At 53.2% G+C, this 14638-nt stretch carries 18 protein-coding genes; 4 read left to right on the top strand and 14 right to left on the bottom strand.

All coding sequences use genetic code 11. The features are described 5' to 3' along the window. Positions 1–19: 19 nt before the first annotated feature. Genes murG through L1047_RS06375 form a run of 3 tightly spaced genes read right to left on the bottom strand, consistent with a single transcriptional unit; the run spans position 20 to position 2544 of the window. Entirely contained in the window at positions 20–1123 is a 1104-nt protein-coding gene (murG, locus tag L1047_RS06385; RefSeq protein ID WP_235278053.1) for an undecaprenyldiphospho-muramoylpentapeptide beta-N-acetylglucosaminyltransferase, read from the bottom strand. Positions 1124–1141: 18 nt separating this feature from the next. After that, the gene (locus tag L1047_RS06380; RefSeq protein WP_235278051.1) at positions 1142–2128 is read right to left on the bottom strand and encodes a photosynthesis system II assembly factor Ycf48; all 987 of its coding nucleotides are present in this window, start codon (positions 2126–2128) and stop codon (positions 1142–1144) included. An 8-nt stretch (positions 2129–2136) separates the two neighbouring features. Next, positions 2137–2544, bottom strand: a complete 408-nt coding sequence (locus L1047_RS06375) for a rubredoxin (protein ID WP_235278050.1) — start codon at positions 2542–2544, stop codon at positions 2137–2139. 226 nt (positions 2545–2770) lie between these two features. Here L1047_RS06375 and L1047_RS06370 point away from each other — a divergent pair, with 226 nt between their 5' ends. Together L1047_RS06370 and accC are read left to right on the top strand one after the other, a co-directional pair. Continuing rightward, positions 2771–3181 carry an FHA domain-containing protein gene (locus L1047_RS06370; protein ID WP_235278049.1) on the top strand — a complete coding sequence of 137 codons (411 nt, stop codon included), beginning with the start codon at positions 2771–2773 and terminating at the stop codon, positions 3179–3181. A gap of 125 nt (positions 3182–3306) precedes the next feature. Then, complete coding sequence (gene accC, locus L1047_RS06365) at positions 3307–4659, top strand: acetyl-CoA carboxylase biotin carboxylase subunit (RefSeq protein WP_235278047.1); 1353 nt, start codon at positions 3307–3309, stop codon at positions 4657–4659. Between the two features lie 51 nt (positions 4660–4710). Here accC and L1047_RS06360 read toward each other — a convergent pair whose 3' ends face one another. Continuing rightward, positions 4711–6453, bottom strand: a complete 1743-nt coding sequence (locus tag L1047_RS06360; protein ID WP_235278045.1) for a mechanosensitive ion channel family protein — start codon at positions 6451–6453, stop codon at positions 4711–4713. A 115-nt stretch (positions 6454–6568) separates the two neighbouring features. Further along, positions 6569–7111 carry a cupin domain-containing protein gene (locus tag L1047_RS06355; RefSeq protein ID WP_235278044.1) on the bottom strand — a complete coding sequence of 181 codons (543 nt, stop codon included), beginning with the start codon at positions 7109–7111 and terminating at the stop codon, positions 6569–6571. Positions 7112–7215: 104 nt separating this feature from the next. Between L1047_RS06355 and L1047_RS06350 the strand changes: the two genes are divergently transcribed. Next, positions 7216–7707: an ABA4-like family protein gene (locus tag L1047_RS06350; protein ID WP_235278043.1), complete on the top strand. Its 492-nt coding sequence runs from the start codon at positions 7216–7218 to the stop codon at positions 7705–7707. Between the two features lie 39 nt (positions 7708–7746). Here the strand turns inward: L1047_RS06350 and L1047_RS06345 are convergent, their stop codons facing one another. The 3 genes from L1047_RS06345 to L1047_RS06335 form a co-directional block, all read right to left on the bottom strand. Continuing rightward, a complete protein-coding gene (locus L1047_RS06345) occupies positions 7747–8610 on the bottom strand; it encodes a prohibitin family protein (RefSeq protein WP_235278042.1) in 864 nt (287 codons plus the stop codon). A gap of 64 nt (positions 8611–8674) precedes the next feature. After that, positions 8675–8965 carry a hypothetical protein gene (locus tag L1047_RS06340; RefSeq protein ID WP_235278041.1) on the bottom strand — a complete coding sequence of 97 codons (291 nt, stop codon included), beginning with the start codon at positions 8963–8965 and terminating at the stop codon, positions 8675–8677. Beyond that, positions 8962–9534: a thylakoid membrane photosystem I accumulation factor gene (locus tag L1047_RS06335; protein ID WP_235278040.1), complete on the bottom strand. Its 573-nt coding sequence runs from the start codon at positions 9532–9534 to the stop codon at positions 8962–8964. The genes L1047_RS06340 and L1047_RS06335 overlap by 4 nt, the downstream gene beginning before the upstream one ends. A 226-nt stretch (positions 9535–9760) precedes the next feature. On the opposite strand from L1047_RS06335, the gene L1047_RS06330 reads away from it, so the two are divergent. Next, entirely contained in the window at positions 9761–9973 is a 213-nt protein-coding gene (locus L1047_RS06330; protein ID WP_235278039.1) for a hypothetical protein, read from the top strand. Between the two features lie 65 nt (positions 9974–10038). Here the strand turns inward: L1047_RS06330 and L1047_RS06325 are convergent, their stop codons facing one another. The 6 genes from L1047_RS06325 to L1047_RS06300 form a co-directional block, all read right to left on the bottom strand. Next, positions 10039–11268, bottom strand: a complete 1230-nt coding sequence (locus L1047_RS06325; protein WP_235278038.1) for a ribulose bisphosphate carboxylase small subunit — start codon at positions 11266–11268, stop codon at positions 10039–10041. 203 nt (positions 11269–11471) lie between these two features. After that, entirely contained in the window at positions 11472–12248 is a 777-nt protein-coding gene (locus L1047_RS06320) for an ATP-binding cassette domain-containing protein (RefSeq protein WP_235278036.1), read from the bottom strand. Positions 12249–12256: 8 nt separating this feature from the next. After that, positions 12257–13132 carry an ABC transporter permease gene (locus L1047_RS06315; RefSeq protein WP_235278034.1) on the bottom strand — a complete coding sequence of 292 codons (876 nt, stop codon included), beginning with the start codon at positions 13130–13132 and terminating at the stop codon, positions 12257–12259. Further along, positions 13104–13454 carry a hypothetical protein gene (locus L1047_RS06310; RefSeq protein WP_235278032.1) on the bottom strand — a complete coding sequence of 117 codons (351 nt, stop codon included), beginning with the start codon at positions 13452–13454 and terminating at the stop codon, positions 13104–13106. The genes L1047_RS06315 and L1047_RS06310 overlap by 29 nt, the downstream gene beginning before the upstream one ends. Further along, a complete protein-coding gene (locus L1047_RS06305) occupies positions 13408–13971 on the bottom strand; it encodes an MATE family efflux transporter (RefSeq protein ID WP_235278030.1) in 564 nt (187 codons plus the stop codon). The genes L1047_RS06310 and L1047_RS06305 overlap by 47 nt, the downstream gene beginning before the upstream one ends. Further along, positions 13901–14509: an MATE family efflux transporter gene (locus L1047_RS06300; protein ID WP_235278029.1), complete on the bottom strand. Its 609-nt coding sequence runs from the start codon at positions 14507–14509 to the stop codon at positions 13901–13903. Before L1047_RS06300 ends, L1047_RS06305 begins: the two co-directional genes overlap by 71 nt. Positions 14510–14638 lie beyond the last annotated feature (129 nt).

Genomic DNA, 14638 nt, shown 5'->3' with positions numbered 1-14638 from the left:
CGGCTGACCCCTTGTGGGACTAACGGGCCAAATCTTGAAGGATCTCTTGCAACAGGTGGGCCATAGCTTTGCCTGCTGCCGGATGGGCAGCGGCTTTCAGGTTAGTGGCCATTTGAGTGATGGTTTGGGGATGAGCCAACCAAGTCAACACCGTCTGCCGGAGTAAGTCCAGATTCTTTTCGGATTCTCGCATGACCACTCCCCCGCCGCACTGCACGAAAGCGAGAGCATTGTGGTACTGATGATCCTCGGCGGCAAAGGGATAAGGTATCAAAAGGGCCGGTGTGCCTGTGGCTAGCAATTCCGCCAGGCTCATGGCTCCAGCACGGCTGATGGCAAAATCTGCTCGCTGCAACAAATTGGCCACATCCGCTCGAAAGGGAAATCGCCAGTAACGGGGATGCTGAGGGATCCCAGACTCTGGGGCCTGGGCTTCTATACCACCCGTCAAATGCACAATCCAGGCCCCAGACTGCAACCAAGCCTCCGCACAGGCGGCGACCATGCGATTCAGTCCCCTTGCCCCTTGGCTGCCCCCCATGACCAAAATGAAGGGCTCCCCATCTGGAATCGGGAGATCGGCAGGTACGGGTTGGGGGCTGTAGAACTCAGATCGAACGGGTGTCCCCACCACTTGGGTGGCCACCCCCGGTAGATATTTTGCCGTTTCTGCCATGCCCAAAGCTACTCGCTGGCACCATCTCCCCAACGCACGGGTGACTTTGCCGGGGATGGCATTGGATTCATGTAACACCGCTGGTACCCCGAGCGCACGCGCCGCCAAGATCGCCGGCGCGGCAATGTATCCGCCAGTGGTCAGCACCACATCAAACTGTCCGGACTTGAGGATTTGGCGTGTCTGCAGGGTTGAACGGCCCAATTGAGCCAAGGCCCGCAGCTTCTCGAGGGGAGATCCCTGTAAACCAGACATGGCAACGCAGTGGAGCCTGTAGCGCTCCTGTACCAGCTTCGCCTCCATCCGATCCGACACCCCCAACCATTCGATCTGCCAATCGGGTAGCTGCTCGGCAATGGCCAAGGCCGGAAACACATGTCCCCCCGTGCCGCTGGCGGCGACCAACAGGCGAGGGGGTGAGGCTCTGTCCCTAACCCTTGTACTCAAAGGGATCCCTAAGCGCGACTAGGAGTTGGAGCCAACGTAGCGCAAAAGGGAGCCCCGCTGCCCGAGAATAAACCCTTGCTCGGGGGTGGGAAATTCAATGCTGTAGAAATTGGCGGGTACATGGCTTACCTTGGTGGCTTGTTCCCAGGTTTTGCCACCGTCTGGACTGTGGATCAGGGTAGCCCCCCCCCCGACGACCCAAAGATCATGGTCATTTTGGTAGGCAGCATTCAAGTAGCCAAAGCTAAGGGCACGCCCGGGACGAATTGGCTGTACCCACTCGCCGGAGGTGAAATCATCGGTAAGGGTAATTTCCGCCCCTTGGTTGAGCTTCCAGGCGCTACCATTAGGCCCAAAGCCCATATTTTGGATACGACGAGAACTCTCGCGGGGATAGGGCTTCCAGGTTTGGCTATCAGGCGTGTAGAGGAAGTAAAAGCTGCCCCGAGACGACACCGCCAGGTATTCTCCGGCAGGGCTACGAGCAATGTTTTTCACCACACCGATCGGTTGATCCACCTGCGCATGCCAGTTTTGTCCACCATCTTCGGTACGGTAGATAGCCCCTACATTGGTGACCATCTCTGCTGAGCCTGGCCCTAACGCCTCGATTAAAAGGGGCTCACCCGGCAATTGATCGCTGAGCCGAATGGATGTCCAATCGGATCCCTCATTGAGGGTATGCAAAAGAATCTTGGGTTGCCCAACCACCCAGCCCTCTGCCCCGGCAAAGCTAACCGAGGAAAGATAGGCCTCTGGCGCAAGTCCGATCAGCTCACGAACTTGCCAGGACAGGCCGCCGTCTTGGGATTCGAGCAGAGTGGCTTTGTCTCCCACCAACCAGCCATGGGAGCCGCTACTGCCGGTGAAGGCGATGTCCAAAAGGGTATTTTCAGTGGGCACTTCCACCTGTTGCCACGGTACCACTCGCATACTGGGCATTCGTGCCGCCATCAGCAGCACTGACAAAGAGAGGAGCAACACCATTCTCAGAGGTTTGAACATCTTGACCATCACTCAACGAAATAAAAACTCATCAGGAATAAAAATCCCAGCGCCAACCCCAGGAAAATGAGCAGGTTCTTTTGAGTGGGGGTCATTACGTTCACTCCAAGTCCATAGCCCAAATTCTCCTGAAAACCTGAGGGCTTCCCTTTCACCCCCACTGCTTGGAACAGTCGCTGATCCGCCCGACATACAGGACATTTCCAATCTGCGGGCAATTCTTCAAAGGGGACTCCCACCGGGATCCGATTCAGCTGATCCCCCTTGGCAGGCTCATAGACATAGCCACAGGAACGGCATTCATAGCGCTGCATCTGCAGAGGATCGCTGAGCTGCGCATCGGTTTCGTCTTCGGCCAGCTCGATCAGGCGAGGCGGCTTTGGCCCTAAACTGGGATCCGGTTGCGAGCCATTCATGGGTAAGGGATCCATCTGTATCTTCGATTCTATTATGAGAGGATTTGTTACAAAAATCTACTCAGACTTTTTTTCTCAGGGTGGCCAATCGCTCCTGTCGGTATGGAGTTCAAAGAGGTCATGATCTTCGTTACCCAGAGTCAAGCAAGGGAGCTAAAGTTGCTACAGGATCCCATGTTATCGTTTTAGCTATCCTGCTTCCGTGGTGTGCAAGCGGGTGTACCTCATGACCACGCCCCCTCTCCGACCCACCCTCAATCATGTGCTGATCGTCAAGGATCGCAACGGGCCAAAGGCCTACTGGTTAACGGCTGAGCTGTATTCGCTGGGTCGGGATCCGGGCAACAGCATTCGCATTGATTCGCAATATGCTTCCCGCCACCACGCTATCTTGGTAAAAACGGAATCTCCCGCTTCGCCGGATGGGTTCACTTACCAGATCATCGATGGAGACATTCACGGTACCCCCAGCACCAATGGCTTGTATGTACGGGGTCAGCGGGTGGAGTTCCAGGATTTGGAAGATGGGGATGAAATTCAATTTGGTAACGATGCCACCGCTACTTATTCCCTGCAAACCAAGGATCTGGATGCAATTCTCTCTACTTTTGAAAATACCCAGATTGTGGGTTTGTAGAGACTTTGGAATCCTTGCCAGCAGGTTTTCTGCACCGTGGTAGGATCAATTTTCGCAAGACTGTGTTTAGCAGGGGCCGCTGGACTCTGGCGGCTAAGGTTTCCACTTTCGCTTGAACGCCCCTCATGCCGCCCATCACCAAGATTCTGATCGCCAACCGAGGTGAGATCGCCCTACGCATTATCCGCACCTGTCAGGAAATGGGGATCCCGACGGTAGCCGTTTATTCCACTGCTGATCAAAACTCTCTGCATGTGCAACTGGCGGATGAGGCTGTCTGTGTGGGGGATGCCCCGGTGGCCAAAAGTTATCTGAATATCCCGAATATCATCTCAGCGGCGCTTACTCGTGGGGCGACGGCTATTCATCCGGGCTATGGGTTTTTGGCGGAAAATGCCAAGTTTGCCGAAATGTGCGCGGATCACAATCTGATCTTTATCGGCCCCTCTCCTGACTCGATGCGCAAGATGGCGGATAAAGCCACAGCCCGGGAGACCATGCAATCGGTGGGGGTACCCACTGTGCCGGGCAGTCGGGGGCTGATTGGCTCGGATGATGAGGCGGTGAAGCTGGCGGAGAAAATTGGCTATCCCGTGATCATCAAGGCGACGGCAGGGGGCGGCGGTCGGGGGATGCGGGTGGCTAAAGATGCCCAAGATTTGCTCAAGATGATGCGCACCGCTCAGGGGGAAGCCCAAGCGGCTTTTGGGGATGGGGGCATTTATCTGGAGAAATTCATCGAGCGGCCCCGCCATGTGGAGTTTCAAATTCTGGCGGATACCCAGGGTAATGTGGTGCATCTATACGAGCGGGATTGCTCCATTCAACGGCGACATCAAAAGCTCCTAGAAGAGGCTCCTAGTCCAGCTCTGACCGCAACTCTCCGCGCTCGCATGGGGGCTGCTGCGGTAAAAGCAGCCAAGGTGGTGAACTATGTGGGGGCGGGGACGGTGGAGTTTTTGCTAGATAAACACGGCCAGTTTTATTTCATCGAGATGAACACTCGCATTCAGGTGGAACATCCCGTGACGGAAATGGTGACTGGGCTGGATCTGATTGCCGAGCAAATTCGCATTGCCCAGGGGCAAGCCCTTTCTTTTCGTCAGAAGGATGTGCAACTGCGGGGGCACGCCATCGAATGTCGTATCAACGCTGAGGATCCCAAGCAGCAGTTTCGTCCGCAATCCGGCACAATCAGTGCCTATTTGCCCCCGGGGGGGCCAGGGGTACGGATGGACTCCCATATCTACACCGACTATCGGATCCCGCCCTATTACGATTCGCTACTGGGCAAATTGATCGCTTGGGGGCCAAACCGAGCGGCGGCTATCCGACGTATGCAACGGGCTTTGAGCGAATGTGCCATCACTGGGGTGCCTACTACGATCCCTTTTCACCAACAGATTCTGCGTCACGAGGCTTTTTTGAAGGGGGAGGTTTATACGGATTTTATTCCGCAACATATGCCCCTGGGGTAACTCTCTTGTCGGCTTAGACTCGTTACAGCTTTGATATTTATTTGATATTTACTAGATAGTGACAGGAGATTCCACATAGATGGTGGGATCCTGGAGGAAAAACTGGATCCCAAATTTCATGAGTTTCTTGGAAATCTTTTCGTTGGCCAATTCCAATAGCCTTTTGCGCAACTGAATGGAGTTTTCGCTGGAGCCAAGAATAAAGAAGGTAATTCTGGCTCTGGTGATGCGTTCTTCAGCATTATGAAGTAATGAGATATTGGTGCTACCTGGATCAATGCCAAACAAAGAATTGGTCTCTTCAGCAATAACCTGCTTTACTAAAGCTGCATCTTGATCCTCAAGGGGCTTGAGAAAATCCAAGTACAGTAATACCATCACCTTTTTGGCCATAGTCAGGTTTTCAATCTCGGCATTGACCAAGTTAGAGTTGGGGACAATCATCAGAGTGCTTTTGGCAGCAGTGCGAATCTTGGTGGAGCGTAGACCAATGGACTCGATACGACCGATTTGCCCGTTTGCCATGCGGATATAATCTCCGGGGACAAAGGGTCGATCCAAATACAGAACAATGGTACTAAGGATTTGTTCAATAATTTTTTGAGCGGCAAAAGCTACTGCCAATCCGCCAATCCCCAGGCTGGTGATCAAACCAATCAGGTTGAACTGTTGAGTTTGAGCAAAGATGAATATAGAAAATACAATGATTACTGCATTGATAACAGTCTCGATTACCAAAACAAATTCATCAATTTCTAATCCTAGCTTGCGGATTAAATCTATACCATAGAGCCGGATCACTTGTCGAAATCCTCTGGACAAAAGCCAAGCCAAGCTAACGACAAGAGCTAAATCTAGCCAGGGTCGCAACAGAGCAAATACTGTGGAGTAAGGTCTTAAAATATTGAGGGAAGCATGTAAAAGCAATACTGTACCTGCTATCTGTTGGGCTTCCCGTAGAGGGGTGAGAACTTTTTCCAGAATGACAAAGAATTTGGAAGAGCTGAAACGCTGAAACAGAGCAATGAGGATGGATGGGGTGCTATGGCCAATCAGTAGTGAGAATGTCACTAAGCCAAGAAAGATTGGTAGGCGGGGAGTTGGATCTGGATCCAAGCCCCAATTTAAGGCAACACTGACTTGATAAAACCAATGACGTGTGAGGGGAAAGAGGCGAATGATGTAGGCTCCTGTCACCAACCATAAACCCAATCGACCGAAAAGAATGACCAGGGTCAATAGCAGTTGTGAAGAATTGGAGCCTCTCCGCCACCGACGACGTAACCAACCCAAGACACTATGCAAAATCAAGGCGGCACCGACGGCAATCCCAGCTTGGATGCCAGCGGTTTGTAGGTATTCAACACTGCGTTGGGATTGGGCTTCTGCCAGTGCTATTTCTAAAAGGTCTGCCCATGTTTCTGCTTGCGCTTGGGGAGATTGATTTTCCTCAACGTCTTGATCGGTGACTGTGAGTAGATACCGTCCATTCAAGAGTAAGGTGGGTAAATTATTCCGCTCCTCAATTTGAACTTGTACAGGTTCTGAAGCTGTGATGGCATCTTCTAAGAAAAGGTTAATGAAGTTGGCGCGTTCCTGGGCATTGAATTGGCCGGAAGCCTGTACTTGAAACAACACTTGCCCATCCAGCACGACCGATGCGGATTCGCTTTCTCTGTTGATGCTGTTCGATTGAGGCCAAGCCGGGATCCCTAGCAGGATAAACAGCAGTACCCCAATCCAAAACCCATGAGCAATTTGATAGGCGATGTGACGACTTGTGAATCTGCACATGATTAGGGTTGGAAGTGGCAGATCCAGCATACCCAGTACGGGTTCGAGGAATCCCTTTTGCTATTAAAGGAATGGTAGCAGAGGAGCCACTATCACCTTGGTGGGCTTGACAGGCTTAATCAAGTATTTGTCCTTTGTGAATTGAATTCTCATGTGAATTCTCAGGGATCCGATTGCACTCATCGGGGTAAAACTCGCCATTTTTGTGGGCTCCGACTGTGCCCGCTTCTGTTTCTATCCACAGTAAATCGTCATCGGGGTAGAAAGCAGTATCCCCAGGGATGCGGCTACCTATTTCCAGATATTGAGCGGGTTGATCGGAATGGTTGATGAAGTGATGGGCATCTCGTTTCCCGGCAGGGTAACCAGCACACATGCCCGCTTTCAAGATTTGTGGACCCCCATTGCTAATAAGCGTTACCTCACCAGAGAGAATATAGACAAACTCGTCCTCAAGGGTGTGCCAATGGCGTAAAGCCGATTGACCGCCTGGCCCTAGGGTAACTAGGTTGACCCCAAATTGAGTGAGGCCGCAGGCTTCTCCTAGCCGCTTCTTGAGGCGATCCCCCATACGGGAGCGAAAGGGTTCTGGGTATCCTGAGCCGCTCACATCTGGCACATTGACGGGATCTTGTGCGGGAAGGTGAAGAGGTTGCATTACGAATTCTGGGAGAGGCGTTTTATTGATTATCCGGTGCAGGTGTGGGATCTGAACAGGTGAGGGGGCCGATAATGAACAGGTAGGGTTGTGGGTTGCCGAACATGCTGGAGATGATCTTTAACGGAGCCAACTGGTTTGCGTTGCCGTTTTGGGCTTTGATGATCCTGCTGCCGGGTTGGAAGGTAACCCGTAAGGTGATGGAGCCATTGTTGCCGATTGCGGTGTTGGCGGCAGTGTACTTATACCTACTGGTGACAGGGTTTGATGGGGCGAGTTTGGAGGGCTTTTCGGATCCGCAGCTTTCTCTGTCGGATTTAACTCAACTGTTCGGCCGACCGCAGGTGATGGCTGCTGGCTGGGTTCACTACATTGTGATGGATTTGTTTGTGGGTCGTTGGATCTATCTGGAAGGACGGGATAAGCAAGTTTGGACAAGTCATTCGCTCCTTTTGTGCTTGTTTGCGGGGCCGGTTGGGTTACTTTCGCATTTGTTTACAGTGGCCGTTATGCAAGCCATTCGGCAAAATCGATTCAGTATCGCTAAATCTGATTCGTCTGATACAAACGTAGAGACACCGAAGGAATCTGTTTAGAGTGGCATAAGGTGCGAGAGCTACGACTGGGAGCCCAGGCTATTTATTCAGAAAATCCCCAAAGTTTAGAATAGTATTTTGCTCGCTGACGATGGTTTTGATGTCGTCGGGCAGATTACGGACATACTCTAGCTGAATGACGTTTGGATTGTTGCGGAGCGCTTCGCCTTTCAGGGTAATGGCTTGGGCTTCGCCGCTGGCTTTGACGATCATCCGTTGTTTAATCAGCTCGGCTTGCTCTACTCGGAAAACTTCTCTTTGTTTTTCTTGTTCAGCGATTTGTTTGGCTTCGATGGCAGACTGAAATTCCTTGGAAAATTCCACATTGCGTAGGAGCAAGCTTTGCAAGACCAATCCTTCTGCCTGCATTAAGCTGGATAGCTCGGCGGCAATTTGTTCCTGGATTTCAGCCCGTTGTTCGGAGTAAACGCCAATGGCGGAATAACGGGCGATGACGTTGCGTACCACCGCTTGGGAGGCAGGGCGAATAATTTTGTTCAGGTAACCGGGGCCCACATTCTGATGAATTTCGGGAACTCGCGCTGGATCCAGGCGATAGCGAACAGATACGTCTAGATCGACTCGTTGACCATCGGCAGTGAGGGCTGTCAAAGAATCATCCGCTTTGACACTATGTTCTTCACTTTGGCTGGTCATGTTGTAGGTTTGGGTGCGCACATCGTAAAGGGTGGGGAACTGCATCACTGGAATCAGCAGATGGATCCCTTCCCGGCGGGGAGACATTTCCACTCCTGTGAAGCGGTTAAATATGACGGCTTCATAACCGGGCTGCACCACTAGCAAACACCGGGGTAGAAAGATCAGTGCCACCAAAAGCAAACCAATCAGAGGTAAGAAGCGAGAGGTATCAAAGTTGAGGGTTAGCTGGCTGGGTCGTCGCATAGGGGAAAAGACTGGGATCCGAGGGCCTTCTCATCTTAAAGGGTGTATCGGGGAACGGGACAGGTTAACTAAGCACCCAGCGCTGGAGAGCAATGCCGATCAGAAGGCCAAGGCCGCCGAAGCGGACTACTTGCCAGAAGGTAGCAGGGATGGGGTTGAACACTTCTAGTAGGTAAGCTTGAATGTGCTGTTCCAGTTGGCTGGCTTCCGCTTGAATTTCGGCCCATTGCTCGGGCGGGAGTTGGGCGATGCGCTCCAGTTCTCTCAGGTCGGCGAGGCGGTTTTGTAGAGTGTGAAGTTTTTCTTGTAGATGATTGAGGGAATCGGAAGGATCTGGATTGGGAAGGGCTGTCACGGTTGGGCCTCTGTGGAGGTGGACGCTGGGGCTGCAGGAGAACGGGAGCCGGCAAATCCGGTTTGGATTTCGTTAAAGGGTTTGGCTTTGATCACCCCTGGGGGGACGGGATCCAACTTAAAGAGGGCGCGAATGGCATTTTCCACTTCGGTGATGGGGCGGTTGCCGACAGATTGATAGGCGATGTTCCCTTCCGGGTCGAAAAGGAGGGTTTGGGGGACTTGGCCGGTGTAGTATTGGCCCCGCTCATCCTCTGGCGAGAGGGAATCGACGGAGTAGGGAATGAAGTAGACACCCAAGCCATAGCGGACTTGCAGGTTGGCGATGGTAGCGGCGTATTTTTTGCAGTCGCTGCTGTCGTCGATGTAGTAGATGAGGAGGGCTGGGATCCCTTGCTCTTTGGCTTGCTTAAGGGAGACGCGGGGGGGGATCATGCCGCCGTTGGAGCCGTAGAGGGCAAAAATGTTGCCGTCGTAATGGTCATCATTGAGCAGGGCATTGGCGGGGGCTGTGGACAAACTCATGCCGACCACCAGCAGAAAAACCAGGAAAATGCGGAGCAATAGCATGCGCAGCGGCTCAATCCTTAAGACAAACGAGGGATTCTCTCATTGTGCCATCTTGTCTCAGCGCTACAATGCAGGGGAGTCCTGTGAATTGCAAGTGGTTTTATGGATTGACAGTTTTTCCTTTCTCTGTCGAAGTCCTATTACGGGAAGAATGGCTCAAGATTATTGAGGCAACTTGCTAGAATCAGCTCAATCATAAGTTTAGATTTAATTCAGGAGAACCAGTATGACCACTACGGCGGATCCTTCAAATGCGCCTAAAGAACTATTTGGCAATCTTTATCGAGGGGCACGGGTGAAACATGCCACTTTTGGGTCGGGTTTGGTGGTTAAGGTCGACTCTGCTTTTGCCTTTGATGTGGTTACTGTTAAATTTCATAAAGCAGGCCAAAAACAAATTCAGATCTCGAGAGGATCCCATTGGCTTGTTCTGGAATAAGCATCTGGTTGAATACTCTGATTGAATACTCTGAAGGAGTGGTGAAGTAGGGTGAGGATCCCCCGTTAGGGACGCTGAATGATGGTTTCGACCATGCGCTGCTTCTTGGCGGGATCCACGCCTACTAGCCGTATATATTCTCCTGGAAAATGGCTCAGGCACTGCTCAACGACTTCGCGGGTTTGGGGCCATTCTTTCAGATGTGCTGCTCCGCAGCTTTGCCAGGAATTGACTCGGTAGCGCCGTTTGTCCACGTGTTCCACCTGGATTTCGTAGCCTTGTGCCAATATCTGTCGAATTTGGCTTTCCACTTCTGGGGGCAATTCAAGGTTCTGTTTGACAGAAGAAGGATTGAAGGGGGAGGGTTGAGTCTTGAGGGAACTCGGCGGTAGAGAATGCTCTTGAGCAGAGGGTCGCTTGAGGCCGAGATACTCTTCGGAGAGACGGCGGTTTTCCACCTGTTGTTGTTGGGTTTTGAGCTGTTGGCCAAATTGAATCAACTGTTCTAGGGAAAATTGGGGTGGCGGGAAGCTGGGAGCTCCTTCTTTGCTTTTGAGCAGACGGAAGGAAATTCCTTCTAGGCCCACCTGTTGGATAAAGTGCCACACTTGTTCATCATAAATTTGTGAGCGTAAGGCCCCGAAAAAGTCGATGGCTTGTTCAGGAAAGGTATCCACCAAGCGCTCAATTTGACCGGAAGATAACCCATCGGATTGAAAGATACCCTGCACGATGTTGATGCGATCCTCTCGGCTGGGATCCCAATAAAACTTGCTCATGCGACCATCGCGGATGAGGGGGGCATAGAGGGTGGAAAAGTCGTTGCCTGTGACGATGATCGGCACTCTGGGGAGGGGTTTGGCATCGTAGCTGCCGGGGAGCTGCACGTTGGTGGGGTTGTCGGCGATGTTCATCAGGGTGGCGCTGACCAGTTGCGTATTGACGGTGTACTGGGTCATGGCGTTCAGGCGGCCTGCACCGGCATCCAAGTCGTTGATCATCAGGGTGGCCAATTGGCCAAATTTGCGGATATGCTCACCTGCTTCTCGGTAGCGCAAGCGGATCATACGGGCGGGATCCCCGGCATCAGGGCTTTCCAGTTCTCCGCCAGAAATATGGATGGCATGAACCTTCATGCGCTCAAAGATCAAGTCACATTGAAAGGTTTTGCCCTCCCCTTTGCGGCCATGGATTCCAAGGATGAGGGGAACTCGCACATGGCGGAGGTCGAGATGGTTTTTGACTAAGTGGAGGGCGACCGTTTTGAGAAAGGCGGGGGCGATGTAGTAGCTCATCTGATCTTGGCGCAGTGGGTATAGGGGGTTCCCTGTTCATTGTCTGTTACCGGAGAGGTGGATCCCTGGGGGTGAGGGCGGTTTTGGGGAGAATTTCGGACTGGGAAGGGGGATTCCCGGAGGAAAAGACTTTTATACTCCAGATAAGTATTAATTATCTGGAGTATCAATCCCTTAAGATTGGCTTGCAGGGATCCCGTCCCTCAAGTTCTCATGTAGCGGGATAGGTAGTCCTGCACCACTCGACTGGGTGGGGTCATCAGCAACTCCTGAGGGGATCCCGCCGCAACAAACCGCCCACCCTCCTCTTCTCGCTCCAGCAGCAGCAGCCAATCCGCGATCCTCACCGCAGCCTGATAGCGACGACTGGTCACCACCAAGGCGCAACGCTGGCGCAAACTTCGCAGCAGTTGACTTAGATGTTCCTGGGTGACCGCATCCAACCCCGTCCACGGCTCATCCAGCAGCAGCACCTCCGGCCTGATCGCCAGCCCTCGAGCTAAGGCCAACTGTTGTTGTTCTCCGGGAGAAAGCAAGTCCGCCGAGTCTTGCCAGCGGGCGACCAGATCATCCAACCCCACCCAAGTCAGACATTTTGCCACCCACTCCTCCAAATACAAGCGCTCCGTCCGCTGCCCTTGTGCCCTCACCCCATAGGCAACATTGGCGAAAATCGACCCCGGGAACACCCGAGGCACCACCAAAGCAATCGCTCCACTCCTGACTCCAAAACCACAAGCCAGGGGATAACCTCGGTAGCACAGGGTTCCCATCGTTTGGATAGAGCAGTCGGGCTGGGTTGCCAGCAACGCCATGAATCCATTCAGGCCATGTAAGAGTAGGGTTTTCCCACTTCTTTCCGGCCCCAAAATGGCCGTGATCTGCCGCTCCGGGATCCGACAGGAAACCCCGTGCAAAAGCGTTCGCCCCCGAACTTGGATCCCAAACTGCTCCAGCTCAAACAGTGGCCAATCAGACATTCTTCCAGTTACGAAGTGGGTTGCTGCCACCTCATCAAGGTCTTCTCCAGCAGTCCGATCCCCTGCACCAAAAGGATCCCCAGGGCCGCCGCCACCCCCATGATCACCCACAACCCAACCATGTCGCTGTAGTAGGAACGGCTCAGCAACATCGGCCCCAACCCAGAGAAGCTGACGATCGAAATTTCCGCCACAATCGCCCCCACCAAGGCCATCGCCGCCGAAATTTTTAGGCTCGTAAACAGCATCGGCAAAGCCGCCGGGATCCTCACCCAGCAAAACACCTGCAGCGGGTGGGCATGATAAGTGCGCATCAAATCCAACTGCAAAGGCAGTACACTGCTCAACCCCTTAGCTATACCAATCGACAACGGAAAAAAAGCAATATAGGCCGCCACAATCGCCTTAGGCAACAATCCCTGTACCCCGTATTGCCCCAACAGCACCGCCAATACCGGCGCCAAAGCCACAATCGGTACATTCTGGGAAGCCACAATCCAGGGCAGCATCATCCGCTCAAAGGCCCGCGAAAACACCAGCGCCACCGCCGTTGCAAATCCCACCAGCAAAGCCAGCCCCAAACCCACCAACGTTTCTGCTGCTGTGATCAGGGCATTGTACCCGACCGTGCTAGTAGAAGTGAGCGGCAACGCCATATTCGCCAACCCCCGACTCAACTGCCCCAAAGAAGGCAAAATCGGGTTGCGCAACTGGCGCGCACATTCCAATACCGTCCGACAATCCGCCGTCCCCCGCTCCAACAGGCGTTCTGCTGCCGGGCTATTCACCCAAACAGACAAGGGATCCCAAACCAGCAGCAACAGGATCCCTACGCAGAGAATTGGCAGCCAACGGTCACTCAAGGTTCGCAGAGGAGGCATCATCACCCATCTTCGCACTCGTTAACGATAAAGTCCGCGGCACCTGGGATCCCAAACTGATCACCCGAGCCGCCATAAACAAAGCCATTGCCAACCAGAGTAGCTGCGGATCCCGCCTTGTCCAAGCCCATACACCAACCGGCAAAAACCCCACCGTCGTGGAAAATAGACTCGCCCAGCGCAACGTCGCCCCTTCCGTCAGGCCAAGAAAATACCCATCCAAAACAAACGCCAAAGATCCCAGCACCAGCACCGGAATCAACCAAATCACAAACGGCTCAATCTGCGCCAAAACCGCCCCTTGGCTGGTGATTAGGCCAAACAAGCTCCCCGAAAACCCCGTGAATACCAGAGCAATGACCAAACCCGACAGCAAACTCAGCCCACTCGCTAACCCCAGCACCCCCCCACAACTGCTGCTGCGCCGCCGCCTCCCCAGCTTCCCTTTGTTTGCGCCCATGATAAAAACCCGCCAAACTCTCTGTCGCAAAAGCAAACCCATCCACAAAATAGGCCGTCAACGTCAGCACCTGTAGCAGCAGCGTGTTCGCCGCCAGGATCTCCACCCCCATACCAGAACTGAAATGGGTAAACAGGGCAAAACTGAGCACCAATGCAAAAGTCCGTACGGTAATATCCCCATTCAAACTAAAGACCGCCCCTACAGCCTTAGCCTCCCACAGGGATCCCCACAACCTCCATAGACGCTTCCCAGATAGCCCCTCTTGCCCTACCCAGTATCCCAGCCCCGTCAACACCATCAAACACTCGCTACCCGCCGTCGCCAGCCCAGCCCCCCAGCTCCCCCAACCCAACACCACCACCCCAACATAATTCAGCACCACATTGCCCAGATTTCCCACCAATGAAAGGATCAACACCGCCCGCCCCTGCCTCTTTGCCCAGGAACCAACCCAGGATTCCTAAACCGAGCAAATAGGCAGGAGCCCCCCAAATCCGAGCATTGAAGTAATCTCGCCCTGCAGCCTTAACCTCATCCGTACCGCTCAAAAGGGCAAACCCCACCTCCCGTAAAAGCGGATGCAACAGCAAAAGGAGTAATCCAATCCCTATCCCCAACCCCATCGCCCGTAGACCCACCCGCCAGACCTCCTCCCCATCGCCTCGTCCGGCAGCCTGAGCCACCAAGCCTGTTGTAGACATGCGCAAAAAACCAAACGACCAATAGATAAAGTTGAAGATCACCGTTGCCAGCGCCACCCCCGCCAAATAACGGATTTCCGGCAAATGCCCCAAAAAAGCCACATCCAACAGCCCCGCCAGCGGCGCCATTAAATTAGAAAGAATGTTGTAAGCCGAGAGCTTGAAAAAACGCCCACTCAGCTGCCGCGAAATGACCAAGCCAAAAATCTGTGCCATCCCACAGATCATAGTGGCGGATTCTTGCCACAAACCCTAGGGATCGCAGAGAACCCTGCTCATAACCCTCAAGATCCCGTCAAGAAAAGTTCGGGAAAAGTGCCGATATGGGCGTTGCAAGCAGACCCA

Origin of the sequence: Synechococcus sp. Nb3U1 (assembly GCF_021533835.1) — a bacterium.
Lineage (GTDB): Bacteria > Cyanobacteriota > Cyanobacteriia > Thermostichales > Thermostichaceae > Thermostichus.
Note: the sequence above shows the minus strand (reverse complement) of the source record. Positions and strands in the feature narration are given on the sequence as shown.